At 68.4% G+C, this 13,888-nt stretch carries 14 protein-coding genes; 1 reads left to right on the top strand and 13 read right to left on the bottom strand.

Features of this window, described 5'->3' with window-relative positions:
• Window positions 1-28: 28 nt before the first annotated feature.
• The gene (locus ASD78_RS16205; protein WP_056103296.1) at window positions 29-292 is read right to left on the bottom strand and encodes a hypothetical protein; all 264 of its coding nucleotides are present in this window, start codon (window positions 290-292) and stop codon (window positions 29-31) included.
• 366 nt (window positions 293-658) lie between these two features.
• A complete protein-coding gene (locus tag ASD78_RS16200; RefSeq protein ID WP_056103293.1) occupies window positions 659-1,279 on the bottom strand; it encodes a GIY-YIG nuclease family protein in 621 nt (206 codons plus the stop codon).
• Window positions 1,280-1,424: 145 nt separating this feature from the next.
• Here ASD78_RS16200 and ASD78_RS16195 point away from each other — a divergent pair, with 145 nt between their 5' ends.
• The gene (locus ASD78_RS16195) at window positions 1,425-1,754 is read left to right on the top strand and encodes a hypothetical protein (RefSeq protein WP_056103290.1); all 330 of its coding nucleotides are present in this window, start codon (window positions 1,425-1,427) and stop codon (window positions 1,752-1,754) included.
• A 33-nt stretch (window positions 1,755-1,787) separates the two neighbouring features.
• Here ASD78_RS16195 and ASD78_RS16190 read toward each other — a convergent pair whose 3' ends face one another.
• From ASD78_RS16190 to folP, 11 genes are all read right to left on the bottom strand, one after another.
• A complete protein-coding gene (locus ASD78_RS16190; RefSeq protein WP_056103287.1) occupies window positions 1,788-3,602 on the bottom strand; it encodes an SLC13 family permease in 1,815 nt (604 codons plus the stop codon).
• 159 nt (window positions 3,603-3,761) lie between these two features.
• On the bottom strand, window positions 3,762-4,136 hold the full coding sequence (locus ASD78_RS16185) for a hypothetical protein (RefSeq protein WP_056103284.1): 375 nt from the start codon (window positions 4,134-4,136) through the stop codon (window positions 3,762-3,764).
• 30 nt (window positions 4,137-4,166) lie between these two features.
• Complete coding sequence (locus ASD78_RS16180) at window positions 4,167-4,640, bottom strand: hypothetical protein (protein WP_156087828.1); 474 nt, start codon at window positions 4,638-4,640, stop codon at window positions 4,167-4,169.
• A gap of 266 nt (window positions 4,641-4,906) precedes the next feature.
• Window positions 4,907-6,199, bottom strand: a complete 1,293-nt coding sequence (locus ASD78_RS16175; RefSeq protein WP_055901084.1) for an adenylosuccinate synthase — start codon at window positions 6,197-6,199, stop codon at window positions 4,907-4,909.
• Between the two features lie 476 nt (window positions 6,200-6,675).
• Window positions 6,676-6,876 carry a DUF2065 family protein gene (locus tag ASD78_RS16170; protein ID WP_055901087.1) on the bottom strand — a complete coding sequence of 67 codons (201 nt, stop codon included), beginning with the start codon at window positions 6,874-6,876 and terminating at the stop codon, window positions 6,676-6,678.
• A complete protein-coding gene (hflC, locus tag ASD78_RS16165) occupies window positions 6,877-7,740 on the bottom strand; it encodes a protease modulator HflC (RefSeq protein ID WP_055901089.1) in 864 nt (287 codons plus the stop codon).
• Entirely contained in the window at window positions 7,737-8,870 is a 1,134-nt protein-coding gene (hflK, locus tag ASD78_RS16160) for an FtsH protease activity modulator HflK (protein ID WP_055901093.1), read from the bottom strand. Before hflK ends, hflC begins: the two co-directional genes overlap by 4 nt.
• A gap of 75 nt (window positions 8,871-8,945) precedes the next feature.
• A complete protein-coding gene (gene hflX / locus ASD78_RS16155; protein WP_055901095.1) occupies window positions 8,946-10,253 on the bottom strand; it encodes a ribosome rescue GTPase HflX in 1,308 nt (435 codons plus the stop codon).
• Between the two features lie 94 nt (window positions 10,254-10,347).
• Window positions 10,348-10,626: an RNA chaperone Hfq gene (gene hfq, locus ASD78_RS16150; protein WP_055901099.1), complete on the bottom strand. Its 279-nt coding sequence runs from the start codon at window positions 10,624-10,626 to the stop codon at window positions 10,348-10,350.
• 145 nt (window positions 10,627-10,771) lie between these two features.
• On the bottom strand, window positions 10,772-11,767 hold the full coding sequence (gene miaA / locus ASD78_RS16145) for a tRNA (adenosine(37)-N6)-dimethylallyltransferase MiaA (protein ID WP_056103277.1): 996 nt from the start codon (window positions 11,765-11,767) through the stop codon (window positions 10,772-10,774).
• Window positions 11,768-12,811: 1,044 nt separating this feature from the next.
• On the bottom strand, window positions 12,812-13,711 hold the full coding sequence (folP, locus tag ASD78_RS16140; protein WP_056103275.1) for a dihydropteroate synthase: 900 nt from the start codon (window positions 13,709-13,711) through the stop codon (window positions 12,812-12,814).
• Window positions 13,712-13,888: the final 177 nt, after the last annotated feature.

Below are 13,888 nucleotides of genomic sequence, written 5' to 3'. Positions count from 1 at the left end.
CGCCGGCGAGACGGCGCGCCCGCGCGACTCAGGCCAGATTGGTGAAGCGATCCACCGTCCACTGGCCGTTGTTGAAGTAGTCCCAACTGGTCCAACTGGTGGCGCCGCCGACGCCGGGCTTGAAGGTGATCGAGGCCACCGTGTGAAATTTGTTGAAGTCGAGCTTGGTCGGATAGTCCTTGCCGCCCTTGACGACGTCGACATAGTTGTCGGCCACCTCGCGCGTCGCGCTATACGGGCCGCAGACCTTGCCGGATTTCAGGGTGAACGTTACCGCGCCGGTTACGGCCATGAGCGTGCGTCTCCTAGTGGGGCCCCGCGTGCGGAGCCGTGGCGGCGGCGCGTGGGACCGTCCCGCGCGCCGGTGGGGCCGACTGCTGAATGCCCGTCCCCTATTCCATCAAACGGCCGCGCGCCGCGCACGTGAATACGGCCCGCGATGGGGCGCCTGAGATGGTTCGGATTTCTCGGCGTACATGTAGAGAAGCAGCTCCGGCTCCAACCATTGAACGCAGGCGCCACTCGGGGCGCTCCTACAACCGGCGCGCGCGCGAGGTCCAGCGCGGCCTGCCGCGGGATGGCGAAGCCGCCGGCCTGCGGGCCGAATAGGACTGCGACTGCGTTGCGCGACGATCGACGCTCACGGCACCGTCGACGCTCAGCCGCGACGCATGCGGTACCAGTCCAGCAAAGCCTCCGGCAGCCGTTGATCGAGCGCGAGACCCAACGCGGCGTAGGCATCCAGCGTGTCGAGCACATTGCGGCGCAGGCCAGCCAGCGCCGGAGCGTCCAACAGCTCGGGTTCGCCACCCAGGACCTCCAGCACGCCCGCGGCCCAGGCATAGAGCGCATCGGAATGCGCATCCAGTTCCCGAGCCAGGAAATTCCGCAGCGGTGCGTGCAGGGAGTAGCCGCGCTCGACCAGCGTATCGGCCTGCGCGCGCAGCAACGCGTAGGCGCCGCGGTACCACTCGGTGTGACCGGCGGCCTCGCGCCGGATCAGCAGCGGCGCCGGCGCCCGGTGCGCTACCACCGCGTGCTGCAACGCGAGCTCGAGGTCGCGCGCATCGCGCACGGTTTCGGTTTCGACCAGGAACGCGCGATCCAGATCGAAGCTGTCGTAGTAACGCGGTTGCAGTTCGCCGAGACGGCGCAGCGGACTGCGCGAGAACCCGAGTTTGAGCAGGTCCTCGTAGGCGCAGGGCACGACATAGACGTAGCAGCGGCCCTCGCTGGCGCTGTGGATGACGTCGGGGTCGCCGGAAGACAGGAAAGCCATAGTCACAGCCTAGGACGATTGCCGCACTCGCGCTAAGGCCCAGCGGTCGCGCCCGGCCCTTGACCTCAGCTTTACTTCAGGTTGCAGACTGGGCGCCTCCCCGGCCATCCCCGGCCATCCGCGGCCACCATCGAAAGGACCACGCATGTCGAACCCCACTTCCGCCGCTCCGGTCTTCCGCCTCGATCATTTCGCCGTGCCCGCAGCGGCCATGCCGGCCTTCGTCGAACGCCTGCGCTACACCCAGCAGGCGCTGGACGGCATGCCCGGCTGCAAGCAGAACCTGGTCCTGACCCGGATCGGCGTCGGCGGCGAGTACGACATCGCCACCCTGGTGGAGTGGGAAAGCGCCGATGCGGTCGCCACGGCCAAAGCGGCGATGCAGCAGCGCTATGCCGAGGAAGGTTTCGACCCGGCGGCGTTCATGCGCGGGCTGGGCATTCGCGCGGACATGGCCAGCTATATGCATGCCTGAACGGGTGCGGCGCGCGCGGGGCCGCATCGCCGATCAAGCGAACGGCAGCAAGGGCCCGCCCAGCCACAGCCAGCGCGCCATCCAGGCCACGGTCAGGGCGATCAGCGTGGTCAGCGGCACGCCCACGCGCAGGAAATCGCCGAAGGTGTATTGACCGGGATTGAGGATCAGCAGATTGCCGTGGTGGCCGATCGGGGTCAGGAACGAGGCCACCGCGCCCATCGCGGTGCAGACCACGAACGGCAGCGGCGGCAGGCCCAGGCTCTGGGCCAGGGCCAGCGCGATCGGCGCCAGCAGCACGGTGGTCGCCGCGTCCGACAGGATCTGGGTCAATAGGGCCGCCGCCGCGAACATCAGCAGCAACAGGCCCAGCACCGGCAGGCCCTGCGCGTGCACCGACAGCAACTGCGCGACCAGATCGGCGGTACCGGTCTTGTCCATCGCGATGCCCAGCGGAATCACGCCCGCGATCATCACGTAGATGCGCACGTCGATCTCTTCGTAGGCGCGCTCGATGCTGACGCAGCGCGTGAGCACCATCGCCACCGCACCGAGCAGGAACGCGATCTGTGGTGCCAACAGTTCGGTCGCGGCCAGCGCGATCGACGCGGCCATGATCCCCAGCGCCAGCGGCGCGCGCCGGCGCCTGCTGCCGCGCGCGTCGAAGGGTATCAGCATCAGGAAGGCGCGATGCGCGGCCAATTGCTCCAGGCGCGCCTGCGCGCCCCACAGCACCAGCAGATCGCCCTCCTCCAGGCGCAGCTCCGACAACTCGCTGTGCAGCCAGCCCTCCTTGCGCCACAGGCCGACCACGACCACGCCCAGGGTGCTGAGGAAATCGATCTCGGACACGCTGCGGCCGAGAAATTCCGAACGCGGCGCCACCACCGCCTGCACCAGACGTTCCTCGCCCAGTTCCTCGACCTTGCCGCTCTCGCGCGGCTTCTCGCCGTACTTGACCACCGCGTGCAGCGACAGGCCGGGCTCGTCGCGCACCGATGCGATCTCGTCCGGCGAGGCGCGCACCAGCAACACGTCCCCCGCGGCCAGCGGACTGTCCGCGCGCTGGTCGCGGCGACGGATGCCGTGACGCAGCCAGTCCACCACCTGCAGGCGGCCCTGGAAGGCCTTGTCGAACGCGGCCAGGGTCTTGCCGATCCAGGGCGAGTCCTGGTCCACCAGCAACTCGGTGTAATAGCGTTCCAGCTTGAGGTAATCGACGTTGCCGCTCTCGCCCTGCCGCTTGGGCAGCAGCCAGCGCCCGGCCAGCATGTAGATCGCGCCGATCAGGACCAGCATCGCGCCGATCGGCGTGATCGCGAACAGGTCCATGCGCCCGCCGCCGTTGCGCGCCAGCAGATCGTTGGCGAGCAGGAACGCCGGCGCGCTGATCAGGGTCAGGGTGGTGCCCAGCGAGGCAGCCAGCGACATCGGCATCAGCAAGCGCGACGCCGCCAGCTTTCGCTCCTGCGCCAGCCGCATCAGGATCGGCAGCATCATCGCGGTGACCATCAGATGATGCGAGAACGCCGCCATCGCCGCGGTCGCGGGCATGATCACCGCGATCGCGCGCGCCTCGCTGCCGCCGGCCGCGCGCCCTATCGCCGCGCCGATGCGGTCGGTGATGCCGGTGGCCGACAAGCCCGCCGACAGCACGAACACCGCCGCGACGATGATCGCCGGCTCGCTGGCGAAACCCGACAGCGCTTCCTTCGGCGACAGCACGCCGGTCAGGGCCAAGGCCAGCATCGCCAGCATCGCCACCAGATCCACGCGCAGCTTTTCGCTGATGAACAAGGCCAATGCCGCGGCCAGGATCAAGAGGAATACGATCTGCTGCGGCTCCATCGCGCCCCCTGTTACGAACTGCGTACTAACTTAACGCATGCACATGAATGCGGCATTCATGCGCGAGCGGCCCATCACGTCAGCGTGTAACGTGTTTGGATCGCGCAACCGACGGTCGCGCTCGCAAAGCCCGCACATCGGCCCGGCACCCGATCGCAGTCAAATCGTTTGCGACAGGGCGACGATCGGCATGTACAAGGCCCATAGGCAGGCCGGCAAGCCCAACACCAGGCTCAGCGCGCCGAACCAACACGCGGCTTTCGCCCGGCTGCGCGGTTTGGGCCACAGCCACCAGATCACCAACACCATTACCGGCAGGATCCACAACCCGAGATACCCCTGCAGCAACAGTTGCGTGGGTCCGGGCAGTTCCGCGCCGAAGGACCGGAACACTTCGCTGAAATTGGGCACGATCAGGGTCGGGATCAGCGCGGTCACCGCGGCGCAGGCAACACCAATCACCATCAGGACCGGATGGCCCGAAGAGGACGCAGGCGGCGCGGCTGCGGACGGCGCTTGGTAAGGGTCGGTCATGAACGTCGGCTTGCGGGCGGGTCGATTCCGCTACTTCGTTGAGAGCAGGGTTCGCACCAGCTCGAGGTTGACGCTTTCCCTCTTCTTGGAAGGCCCACACAGCGATACCTGCACCGCGTCGTCTCCCTCGCTCACCACGAGCACGTTATCTCCTGGAGCCAGGTATGTCTGCTCCGCTACCCGCACGACCGTGTCGCTCGCAGGGTCGTTGTACAAGCCGGTCGTGAAGACGCGCCTAACGGATGCGGGATCGCCTTTGAGCCGTTCGCGAACGACGAAAGCGTGATCGATGCGGTATCCGTGCTCGTTCTTGAGATCACTCGCCGCGCCCACGAGCTTGGACTCGGTGATGGTCGCCACGAAGACGGTCTTGGCGGCTTTCATCTCGTCCTCTATCGGCGTGGCCATACAAATCGCGAACGCAGGCAGCGAAATGCAGGTCGACGCCATCATCAGCAGCAAGCGCTCGACCGCACGCATGCGCTTGGTTCGCTGTGTACGCATGACAGTCTCCCTGCTATCGGCTAGGCCCAGCCTAGCAAAAACGCAAGCGCGCCCAACACCGATGCGACGAGCCGAATCGGTATGCCGCCTTGGCAGTGTTGCTCCGAGCGGCCGGAACGCTCGGTTGAAATCCGAGGAGCGAAGATCGGAATTGGCGACGGCGCGGCGACACCGCCAAGAATCGGGATGATTAAAGCTACGAAAAAGCCCCGCATCGCGGGGCCTTCTCGTAACACTGCCTCGTCAGGCGAGCCGTCGTGCCGGCCTCAGGCCCAGGGATCGCGCAACACGATGTTCGCGTCGCGGTCCGGGCCGGTCGAGACCATCGCCAGCGGGCAGCCAGACAGTTCTTCCAGCGCGCGCAGGTAGGCGCGGGCGGCGGCGGGCAGTTTGTCCCACTCGGTGACGTTGTGGGTGCTTTCCTGCCAGCCCGGGAACTCCAGGTAGACCGGCTCGCACTCGTTCCAGCCCTGCGCGTCGAGCGGGGCGTACTCGGTTTCCTTACCGCGGTAACGGTAGGCGATGCAGAGCTTGAGCTTGTCCATGCCGTCGAGGATGTCGAGCTTGGTGATGCACAGGCCGGAGATGCCGTTGATCGCGACCGCGCGCTTGAGCGCGACCAGATCGATCCAGCCGCAGCGGCGCGGACGGCCGGTGGTGGCGCCGAATTCCTGGCCGCGCTTGCGGATGCCTTCGCCGATTTCGTCGTCGAGTTCGGTCGGGAACGGACCGCCGCCGACGCGGGTGGCGTAGGCCTTGGCGATGCCGAGCACGTAGTCGATCGAGTCCGCGCCCACGCCGGTGCCGGCGAGCGCGCCGCCGACGGTGGTGTTGGACGAGGTCACGTAGGGATAGGTGCCGTGGTCGATATCGAGCAGCGAGCCTTGCGCGCCTTCGTACAGCACGCGCTTACCCTGCTTGCGCAGGTCGTGCAGGATGCCGGCGACGTCGGACTTCATCGGCTCGACGTATTCGCCGAAGGCCAGCGCTTCGTCCAGGGTCTGCTGGTAGTCGACCGCGTCGACGCCCAGGTACTTGGTCAGGACGAAGTTGTGATAATCCAGCGCGGTGCGCAGCTTCTCGGCCAGCTGGTCGGGGTAATGCAGGTCGGCGACGCGGATGCCGCGGCGAGCGACCTTGTCCTCGTAAGCCGGGCCGATGCCGCGACCGGTGGTGCCGATGGCCTTGCCGCCGGCGGCCTTCTCGCGGGCCTGATCCAGGGCGATGTGGTACGGCATGATCAGCGGCGTGGCCGGGCTGATCTTCAGGCGCGAACGCACTTCCACGCCGGTGGCTTCGAGCTCGTCGATTTCCTTGCGCAGCGCGGCCGGGCTCAGCACGACGCCGTTGCCGATCAGGCACAGCGCACCGTCGCGCAGGATGCCGGACGGGATCAGGTGCAGGACGGTCTTCTTGCCGCCGATGACCAGAGTATGGCCGGCATTGTGGCCGCCCTGGAAGCGAACGACCGCGCCGATCTGCTCGGTCAGCAGGTCGACGATCTTGCCCTTGCCTTCATCGCCCCACTGGGCACCGAGAACGACGACTGACTGACCCATTGCACGTACTCCGAATTGGTTTGGCGCGGTCCGATGGGACCGCCTCGCGGTAAGGTTCCGCGTCCCGCGGAAACCGAAAACGACAAAAGCCGGCGGGAATCCCCGTCCGGCTTTTGTGCATTATCCGGGTTTCGGGCGACCGGGGCCACCCCAGCGACGCCAGCGGACAGATTCGGCTCAGCCTGCGCGCCGAACAGGCTGGGCGGACGGTTCCACGGCCGCGAAACCGCGTATCGGCGGCCCCTATCCGCGTCCTCCAGGCCCTTCGACGTCACCCGGTGCGGGCTGTCAGGCATGGACCGGGGGTCCGTCGCGACCGTGCTTCCCAGCCGTAGCGCCCGGGCAAACCCGCGCAGCCCCGGCCGAGCGGCACGCCGCGGTCCTGGGTGCCGCAAAGCGGTCCCGTCCCGACACGGAGCCCTCAGGCCACCGCCGAAGCGGAGCCCGGCTCAGCCGGACCGACTCACCCGGACGACTCACCCGGACAACCAGGCGCGCACGACCCACAAAGCGAGCAGGCCGACCGCTACCGCCACCGCGCCGACGATGCGCAGCTGACGGTCGGGCATCGCCTGCAGCTGCTCCGCGGCGCGTTTCCAGCCGCGCGGGGCGACGAACAGAAACAGCCCTTCCAGCACTGCGACCAGGCACAGTGCCGAAATCAGCTCACCGCTCACTCAACGGTCCGACTTGAGGTATTGCAGGAACGGGTCGTCGCGGTCGAGCACGATCACGCTGTCGCCGTCCTTGAAGGACTGGCGATAGGCCTCGAGGCTGCGCTGGAAGGAGTAGAAGCTCGGGTCCTTGTTGGCCGCCGCGGCGTAGGTGCTGGCGGCTTCCGCGTCGCCCTCGCCGCGCAGGCGCTGGGCGTCGCGCTCGGCCTCGGCGACGATCACCGTCTTGTCGCGGTCGGCGGTCGCGCGGATCGCCTGCGACTGCTCCACGCCTTCGGCGCGCTTCTGGCTGGCGACCTGCAGGCGCTGCGAACGCATGCGGTTGTAGACCGAGGCCAGCACGTTGCTGTCCTGCGGCAGATCGATGCGCTTGATCCGGATGTCGAGAATGCGCACGCCCAGGGTAGAGGCGGCGCGGTTGATGCCGACCAGCTGCTTGCCGATCACAGTGGCGCGATCGCCCGAAACCACCTGGATCAGGGTGCGCGAGTTGATCTCGTTGCGCAGCGAGTCCTTGATGATCGGCGCCAGGCGCTCGGCCGCGACCTTCTCGTCGCCGCCGGTGGCCTGGTAGAAGCGGCTCAGGTTTTCGATCTGGCCGACCGCGAAGAAGTCGACGCTGACGTCGAGCTTGTCGGCGGTCAGGTAGCGCTCGGGAGCGGCGGTCAGCACCTGCAGGCGGCGGTCGAACACGGCCGCGTTCTCGACCAGCGGCCACTTGAAGTGCAGGCCGGGACCGATGTCGCGGCGCACGATGGTGCCGAGGCGGAACACGATCGCGCCATGCCCTTCGCTGACTACGAACATCGAACCCAGCAGCGCCAGCAACGCGGCTACGGCCAGGGCGATCCAGGCGGAGAATCTCATGGTGCGGGCTCCTCGCGGCCATCCGGACGCTTGCTGCGGCTCGGGCGCGACATCGTTTCGGTTCCGGAATCGGACGAGGGCGTCGCGATCGTCGGGGCCAGCATTTCCGGCGTCAGCAAGGGCGCCGAAGCGCCGCCGCGGCGTTCGGGCAGCGGCACGTACAGCATCTGGCGCGAGTCGCCGCCGACGATCTTGCGGTTCTCGCTCATCACCTGCTGCACGGTTTCCAGCCACAGGCGCTTGCGGGTGACTTCCGGCGCGGACTTGTACTGGTCGACCAGCAGCGAGAAGCGGCTGGCGTCGCCTTGCGAACGTGCGATCACCGCGGTCTTGTAGCCTTCGGCCTCGGTGCGCACCTGCGCGGCCTGGCCGCGCGCTTCCGGCACCACCTTCTTGGCGTAGGCCTCGGCCTGATTGATCGAGGTGGCCTTGTCGGCGTCGGCGCGCTGGGCCTCGTCGAAGGCGTCCTTGACCTCGTCCGGCGGACGCGCGTTGGGCAGGTTGAGTTCGGTCAGGGTCAGACCGGTGCGGTAAGCCAGCAGCGACTCCTGCAGGCGCGCGCGCACGATCGTGGTCAGGGCGCCGCGCGCGCTGAGCACCGTATCCAGGTCGGAACGGCCGATCTGTTCGCGCAGCACGCTTTGCGCCGCCTGCTGCAGCACGTCGGCGGCTTCGCGCGAACCGAACAGGTACTGCTCCGGATCGCCGATGCGGTACTGGACGTTGATCTCGACGTTGACCATGTTGCCGTCGCGGGTCAGCACCGGCACGGTCTCGGTGTAGGCATTGCTCTGGGTGGCGTTGACCTTGGTCACCCGTTCGATCGGCCACGGCGCCTTGAAATGCGGGCCGGGCTGCAGGATGCGCGAGAAGTGGCCGAAGCGCAGGACCACGCCGCGTTCCTGCTCGGTCACCAGCACGAAGCAGTTGAAGACCAGCCACAGGCCCAGGATCGCGGCGGCCCAGCGCAGGATGCCGCCACCGCCGATGCCGCCACCGCCGCCGAACAGGCCGCGCAGCGGATCGAGCAAGGCGTCCAGGCCGCGGCCTTCAGGCTTGCGTTGCCGCGGCGATCGACCGTTGGGGTCGGATCCGCCGGAATTGTCACTGCCAGGGGTGTTCCAGGCCATGCCTGCTCCAAAGAGGAAACTGCACCCGTGTTCAGCTTACGGGTCGGTTGATTCTAGGTTGGGGTTCGGGCCGCCTCAAGCAAGGTCGTCCGGCACAGCCACCGATTCCAGCAAAGACCTTAGCGGTTCGCCGTGCGGCTGGGCGAACAGACGCTGGGCGTCGGCGATCGCCAGATCGACCTCCAGCTCCCAGCCGTGCTCGTCGGCGAGCTCGTTGCGCACCGCTCCCAGCTCGTGCAGGCGGGCGCGCAGGCGCGCGGCCTGCGACGGCACCCGCAGGCGCCCGGCGACATGGCGCAGCTCCAGCGCCTCGGCCAGGGCCGTGCGCAGCAGGTCCAGCCCGCGCCCTTCGCGCGCCGACAGCCAGACCCGGGTGTGACCCTCGCCCGGACGGTCGATGCGCGGCTGCAAGCCGTCCAGACGGTCGATCTTGTTGAACACCAGTAGCTGAGGCAGGTCGCCGGCACCGATCTCCTGCAGCACCGAATCGACCTGGGCCACACGCTCGTCGCGCAGCGGGTCGGCGGCGTCGATCACGTGGATCAGCAGGTCGGCCTCGCGCGATTCCGAGAGGGTCGAGCGGAACGCGGCCACCAGTTCGTGCGGCAGGTCGCGCACGAAACCGACCGTGTCGGCCAGCACCACGCCGCCGCCGGACAGCTCGATCCGGCGCACGGTCGGGTCGAGGGTGGCGAACAACTGATCGGCGGCGTAGGCCTCGGCGCCGGTCAGGGCGTTGAACAGGGTCGACTTGCCGGCGTTGGTGTAGCCCACCAGGGCCACTCGCGGCAGCTCGCTGCGCACGCGCGCACGGCGCATCTGGGTGCGCTGCACTTCGACCTTGTCCAGGCGCTTCTGCAATTGCTCCAGGCGCTTCTGCAGCAGGCGGCGGTCGGTTTCGAGCTGGGTTTCGCCGGGGCCGCGCAGGCCGATCGAGCCGCCGCGCTGGCGTTCCAAGTGAGTCCAGCCGCGTACCAGGCGCGTGGCCATGTGCTTGAGCTGGGCCAGTTCGACCTGCAGCTTGCCTTCGGCGCTATGCGCACGCTGCGAAAAGATATCCAGGATCAGGCCGGTGCGGTCGACCACGCGGCGCTCCAGCGCGCGTTCCAGGTTGCGTTCCTGGCCCGGCGAGAGCGGATGGTTGACCAGGATCAGGTCGGCGCCGGTGGCGTCGGCCGCGGCCTTGACCTCGGCCAGCTTGCCGCTGCCGATCAGCATGGCCGCGTTGGGGCGGTCGATGCGCGCGGTCAGCACGGCGGCCACGGTGGCGCCGGCCGACTTGGCCAGGTCGGCGAATTCTTCCAGCAGTCCCTCTTCCGGCGGACCGCCGGCGTGGGGCTGGATCAGTAAGGCGTGTTCGCCTTTGCGGGAGCGCTCGAACATCGAGTTTGCTAAATGGGGAGGAAAACCGGGAATGCAAGCACAGCGGGACGCGACGGTCCCGCCATCATCTCATCCCTGCGTCCGGGCCCCGCGCTTACTCGTTCTCGTCGTCGCCCTCGGCGCCGCCGCCTTCGCCGGATTGCACATAGCCGCCGCCCGGGCCGACGCGGACATTGCGCGCGGGGACCACGGTCGAGATCGCGTGCTTGTAGACCATCTGGCTCACGGTGTTGCGCAGCAGGACCACGAACTGGTCGAAGGATTCGATCGTGCCCTGCAGCTTGATGCCGTTGACCAGGTAGACCGAGACCGGCACGCGTTCGCGCCGCAGCGCATTCAGGAAAGGATCCTGTAAGGATTGCCCCTTGGACATCGGTAGTTCCCCAGCTTTCTAGTTATAAGGTTCGGGTGCCAAAGACGGCCCAAAGGCATCCTGCGGGCCGCGTCGCCGGTAGCTGTCCCCACAGCGGCGACCGGCCGATGGTAACGCAAGTGGCCATTGCGGATACGGCCAGGATTCAGGCTTTGCGAAGCACGTGCCGGGATCCGCCGAGGAACAGCGCCGCCGCCCGCTCCAGCGCCTCCCGGTCGGCGCCGGGGTCCAGCCAGCGGGCGTCGAGTTCGCCGCGCAGCCAGGTCAGCTGGCGCTTGGCGAGCTGGCGGGTGGCGTAGATGCCGCGGTCGCGGAACTCGACCGGGTCGGCGCCGCCGTCGCGCTCGCAGCGGTCCAGGAACTCCCAGGCCTGGCGATAGCCGACCGCGCGCAGGGCCGGCAACTCCAACGGCCGCGGATGCGCCTGCAATTCCGGCAATGCGCGCAAAGCCCGGACCTCGTCGAGGAAGCCTGCAGCCAGCATGGCGTCGTAGCGCAGCGCGATGCGCGCGTGCAGCACCGCGCGGTCGGCCGGCGCCAGCACCAGCTTCAGCACCCGGTACGGCAGGCGCGGCGCGCCGGCGGCCTCGCGCCGCCAGTCGCTGATGCGGCGGCCGGACAGGCGGTAGACCTCGAGCGCGCGCTGGATGCGCTGGGCGTCGGTGGCGTGGATGCGCGCGGCGGCCTCCGGGTCCAGTTCGGTCAGTTCGGCATGCATCGCCGCCCAGCCGCGCCGCCCGGCCTCGGCCTGCAGTTGCTCGCGCAGCGCCGGGTCGGCCTCGGGCATCGGCGCCAGGCCGTGCAGCAGGGCGTGGAAGTACAGCCCGGTGCCGCCGGCCAGGATCGGCAGGCGGCCGCGGGCGGCGATCTGGTCCAGGGCGCGGCGCGCGTCGGCGGCGAACTCGGCGGCCGAGTACGGCTGCCAGGGCTCGCGCAGGTCGATCAGGTGGTGCGGCACCCGCGCCTGCTCCTCGGCGCTGGGCTTGGCCGCGCCGATGTCCAGGCCACGGTAGACCAGGGCCGAGTCGACGCTGACGATCTCGCCGCCGTAGCGCTGCGCCCAATCCAGGGCGAGCGCGGTCTTGCCCGAGGCGGTCGGGCCCATCAGGGCGATCGCGAGCGGGCGCGGGTCGGCGGACATGCGGAGGATACGATTCTGGTACGGAGGCGAGCGCGCAGCCTCGCACAGGCGCGCGCGCGGCGGAAGCGCGACGCCCGCCGCCGCTTTCCACAGCGCTTGTGGAGAAGCGCTGGGGCAAGCCTGTTGATAAGCCGCTGCGGCGCAGGCGCGGCAAGGGCCGCGCGCGATTCGGTCAAAATTTCGCCAGTGCCCGCGCGCTATCCACAAAGCCTGTGGACAAACCTGCGGACAGAATCGGGACGGGCATGCTGAGAGCCAGGCGCAGCAAGGGGCGCAAGAGGTATGGCGAAAAAATGACCAACTAAATCGCTTGACTTGGCGCGGCGATGACGCATGCGGCGAATGCGCTGTTCGAGCGCGAATCGTGGAACCGATGCCGGCGATTTCGTCAAGACCGAATCGCCGCGAAAAGCATGCTGCGACGCAATACGCGCGCCGTATCGCGACTATCCACATCGCCTGTGGACAAGCCTGCGGACAGTCGCGCGCGAAGCCTGCGCAAAGCCAGGCGCAGCAAGGCCCGCAAGGATATTGGCGAAAAAATGACCAGCGAAAATGTTTGACAGCGCGACGCGTTTCGGCATGCGCGTCGTGGCGAGTTTCGCGATGCGCGAACGACCAAATTCCCGCCTGCGTCAAGCTTGACTAGGCATCGCGATGTGGGTTTGCGCTGCGAGTATCGCGTCTATCCACATCGCCTGTGGACAAGCCTGCGGACAGATCCGCGATGGATGCAGCGCAGGCCAGACGGAATAAGGGGCGCAACAAGTTTGGCGATATTTTGTCCAACGCGCTGCGCAATCGCCGTCGCCGGATGGCGCTCGCGCAGATCGCCCTCGTATCGGCGCGGATGCGGCCTTTCGAGCGGGCGATGGGCTGTGCGCGGATAGGCGATCTTGCGCCGCGGTCGCGGACATCGGATCGAGGCCCTGCCAGCGAGCTCGGATGTGTGCGAATGCGGCGTTCGTAGGAACGTCGTTGCCCAAGGGCAGCGAGTGCGTTCGCCTGTGCTGAAGCGATGAAGCGCGCGCGGACGCAGCGGCCTTATTCGTCGTCCGGCCACTTCGGCATCGACGGCGCCGAGGCGCGACGCGGCATGGCCTGCGCCGCGACCGCTGCCCAGACTTTGAGCGCATCCACGGTCGCGGCGACGTCGTGCACCCGCAGCAGGCGCGCGCCGCGCTGGGCCGCGATCAGGTGCGCGGCGACCGAGCCGTGCACGCGCTCGCGCGCATCCGTGCGGCCGGTGAGCTCGCCGATGCTCTTCTTGCGCGACAGGCCGGCCAGCACCGGCACGCCGAGTTCGGCGTAGCGCTCCAGCTGCGCCAGCAGGATCAGGTTGTGTTCCAGGGTCTTGCCGAAGCCGAAGCCGGGATCGACCACGATCCGCTTCTTGGCGATGCCGGCCATCTCGGCGGCGAAGATGCGCTCGGCCAGGAAGCGGTGCACTTCCGCCACCACGTCGTCGTACTGCGGCGCGGCCTGCATGCTGCGCGGCTCGCCCTGCATGTGCATCAGCACCACCGGCACGCCCAGCGCGGACGCGGCATCGAGCGCGCCGTCGCGGCGCAGGGCATAGACGTCGTTGATCAGTCCCGCGCCCGCCGCCACCGCGGCGCGCATGACCTCGGGCTTGGAGGTGTCGACGCTGATCGGCAGCGCGGTCTCGCGCGCCAGGCGTTCGATCACCGGAATCACCCGGCGCAATTCTTCTTCGACGGGCACCTCGTCCGCGCCCGGCCGGGTGGATTCGCCGCCGATGTCGAGCGCGTCGGCGCCCTCCTCCGCCAGCTTCAGGCCATGCGCGACTGCGGCGCCCAGGCTGTCGTGGGCGCCGCCGTCGGAGAACGAATCCGGGGTGACGTTGACGATGCCCATCACGCGCGGCCGATCAAGCCTGAGGGCGCGGCCGTTGCAGTCCAGGGTCTGGGCGAGGTCGAACATGGGCGGTCTCGTGCGGGTGCCGGGTGCGAACGGGCATGCTACCGCGCAGGGCCTCGTGGATGCGCTGCGGGCTTCGGATGAGGGTCGCTGGCTCGGCCTGAAGCCTACTTCCAGCACCGGCGGAATCTCGCGATCGCGGCTTACGCCGCTCCCACAGTGGCGGCGGCTCGCTCGGCC

The sequence above is a fragment of the Lysobacter sp. Root667 genome (assembly GCF_001427715.1).
Taxonomy (GTDB): Bacteria; Pseudomonadota; Gammaproteobacteria; order Xanthomonadales; family Xanthomonadaceae; genus Lysobacter.
This window is presented reverse-complemented; position numbering and strand designations above follow the sequence as displayed.

What these genes read in the sequence shown, in the direction of transcription:
- ASD78_RS16205 (WP_056103296.1), bottom strand. Translation starts at nt 292, where the DNA reads ATGGCCGTAACCGGCGCGGTAACGTTCACCCTGAAATCCGGCAAGGTC.
- ASD78_RS16200 (WP_056103293.1), bottom strand. Translation starts at nt 1,279, where the DNA reads ATGGCTTTCCTGTCTTCCGGCGACCCCGACGTCATCCACAGCGCCAGC.
- ASD78_RS16195 (WP_056103290.1), top strand. Translation starts at nt 1,425, where the DNA reads ATGTCGAACCCCACTTCCGCCGCTCCGGTCTTCCGCCTCGATCATTTC.
- ASD78_RS16190 (WP_056103287.1), bottom strand. Translation starts at nt 3,602, where the DNA reads ATGGAGCCGCAGCAGATCGTATTCCTCTTGATCCTGGCCGCGGCATTG.
- ASD78_RS16185 (WP_056103284.1), bottom strand. Translation starts at nt 4,136, where the DNA reads ATGACCGACCCTTACCAAGCGCCGTCCGCAGCCGCGCCGCCTGCGTCC.
- ASD78_RS16180 (WP_156087828.1), bottom strand. Translation starts at nt 4,640, where the DNA reads ATGCGTACACAGCGAACCAAGCGCATGCGTGCGGTCGAGCGCTTGCTG.
- ASD78_RS16175 (WP_055901084.1), bottom strand. Translation starts at nt 6,199, where the DNA reads ATGGGTCAGTCAGTCGTCGTTCTCGGTGCCCAGTGGGGCGATGAAGGC.
- hflC (WP_055901089.1), bottom strand. Translation starts at nt 7,740, where the DNA reads ATGAGATTCTCCGCCTGGATCGCCCTGGCCGTAGCCGCGTTGCTGGCG.
- hflK (WP_055901093.1), bottom strand. Translation starts at nt 8,870, where the DNA reads ATGGCCTGGAACACCCCTGGCAGTGACAATTCCGGCGGATCCGACCCC.
- hflX (WP_055901095.1), bottom strand. Translation starts at nt 10,253, where the DNA reads ATGTTCGAGCGCTCCCGCAAAGGCGAACACGCCTTACTGATCCAGCCC.
- hfq (WP_055901099.1), bottom strand. Translation starts at nt 10,626, where the DNA reads ATGTCCAAGGGGCAATCCTTACAGGATCCTTTCCTGAATGCGCTGCGG.
- miaA (WP_056103277.1), bottom strand. Translation starts at nt 11,767, where the DNA reads ATGTCCGCCGACCCGCGCCCGCTCGCGATCGCCCTGATGGGCCCGACC.
- folP (WP_056103275.1), bottom strand. Translation starts at nt 13,711, where the DNA reads ATGTTCGACCTCGCCCAGACCCTGGACTGCAACGGCCGCGCCCTCAGG.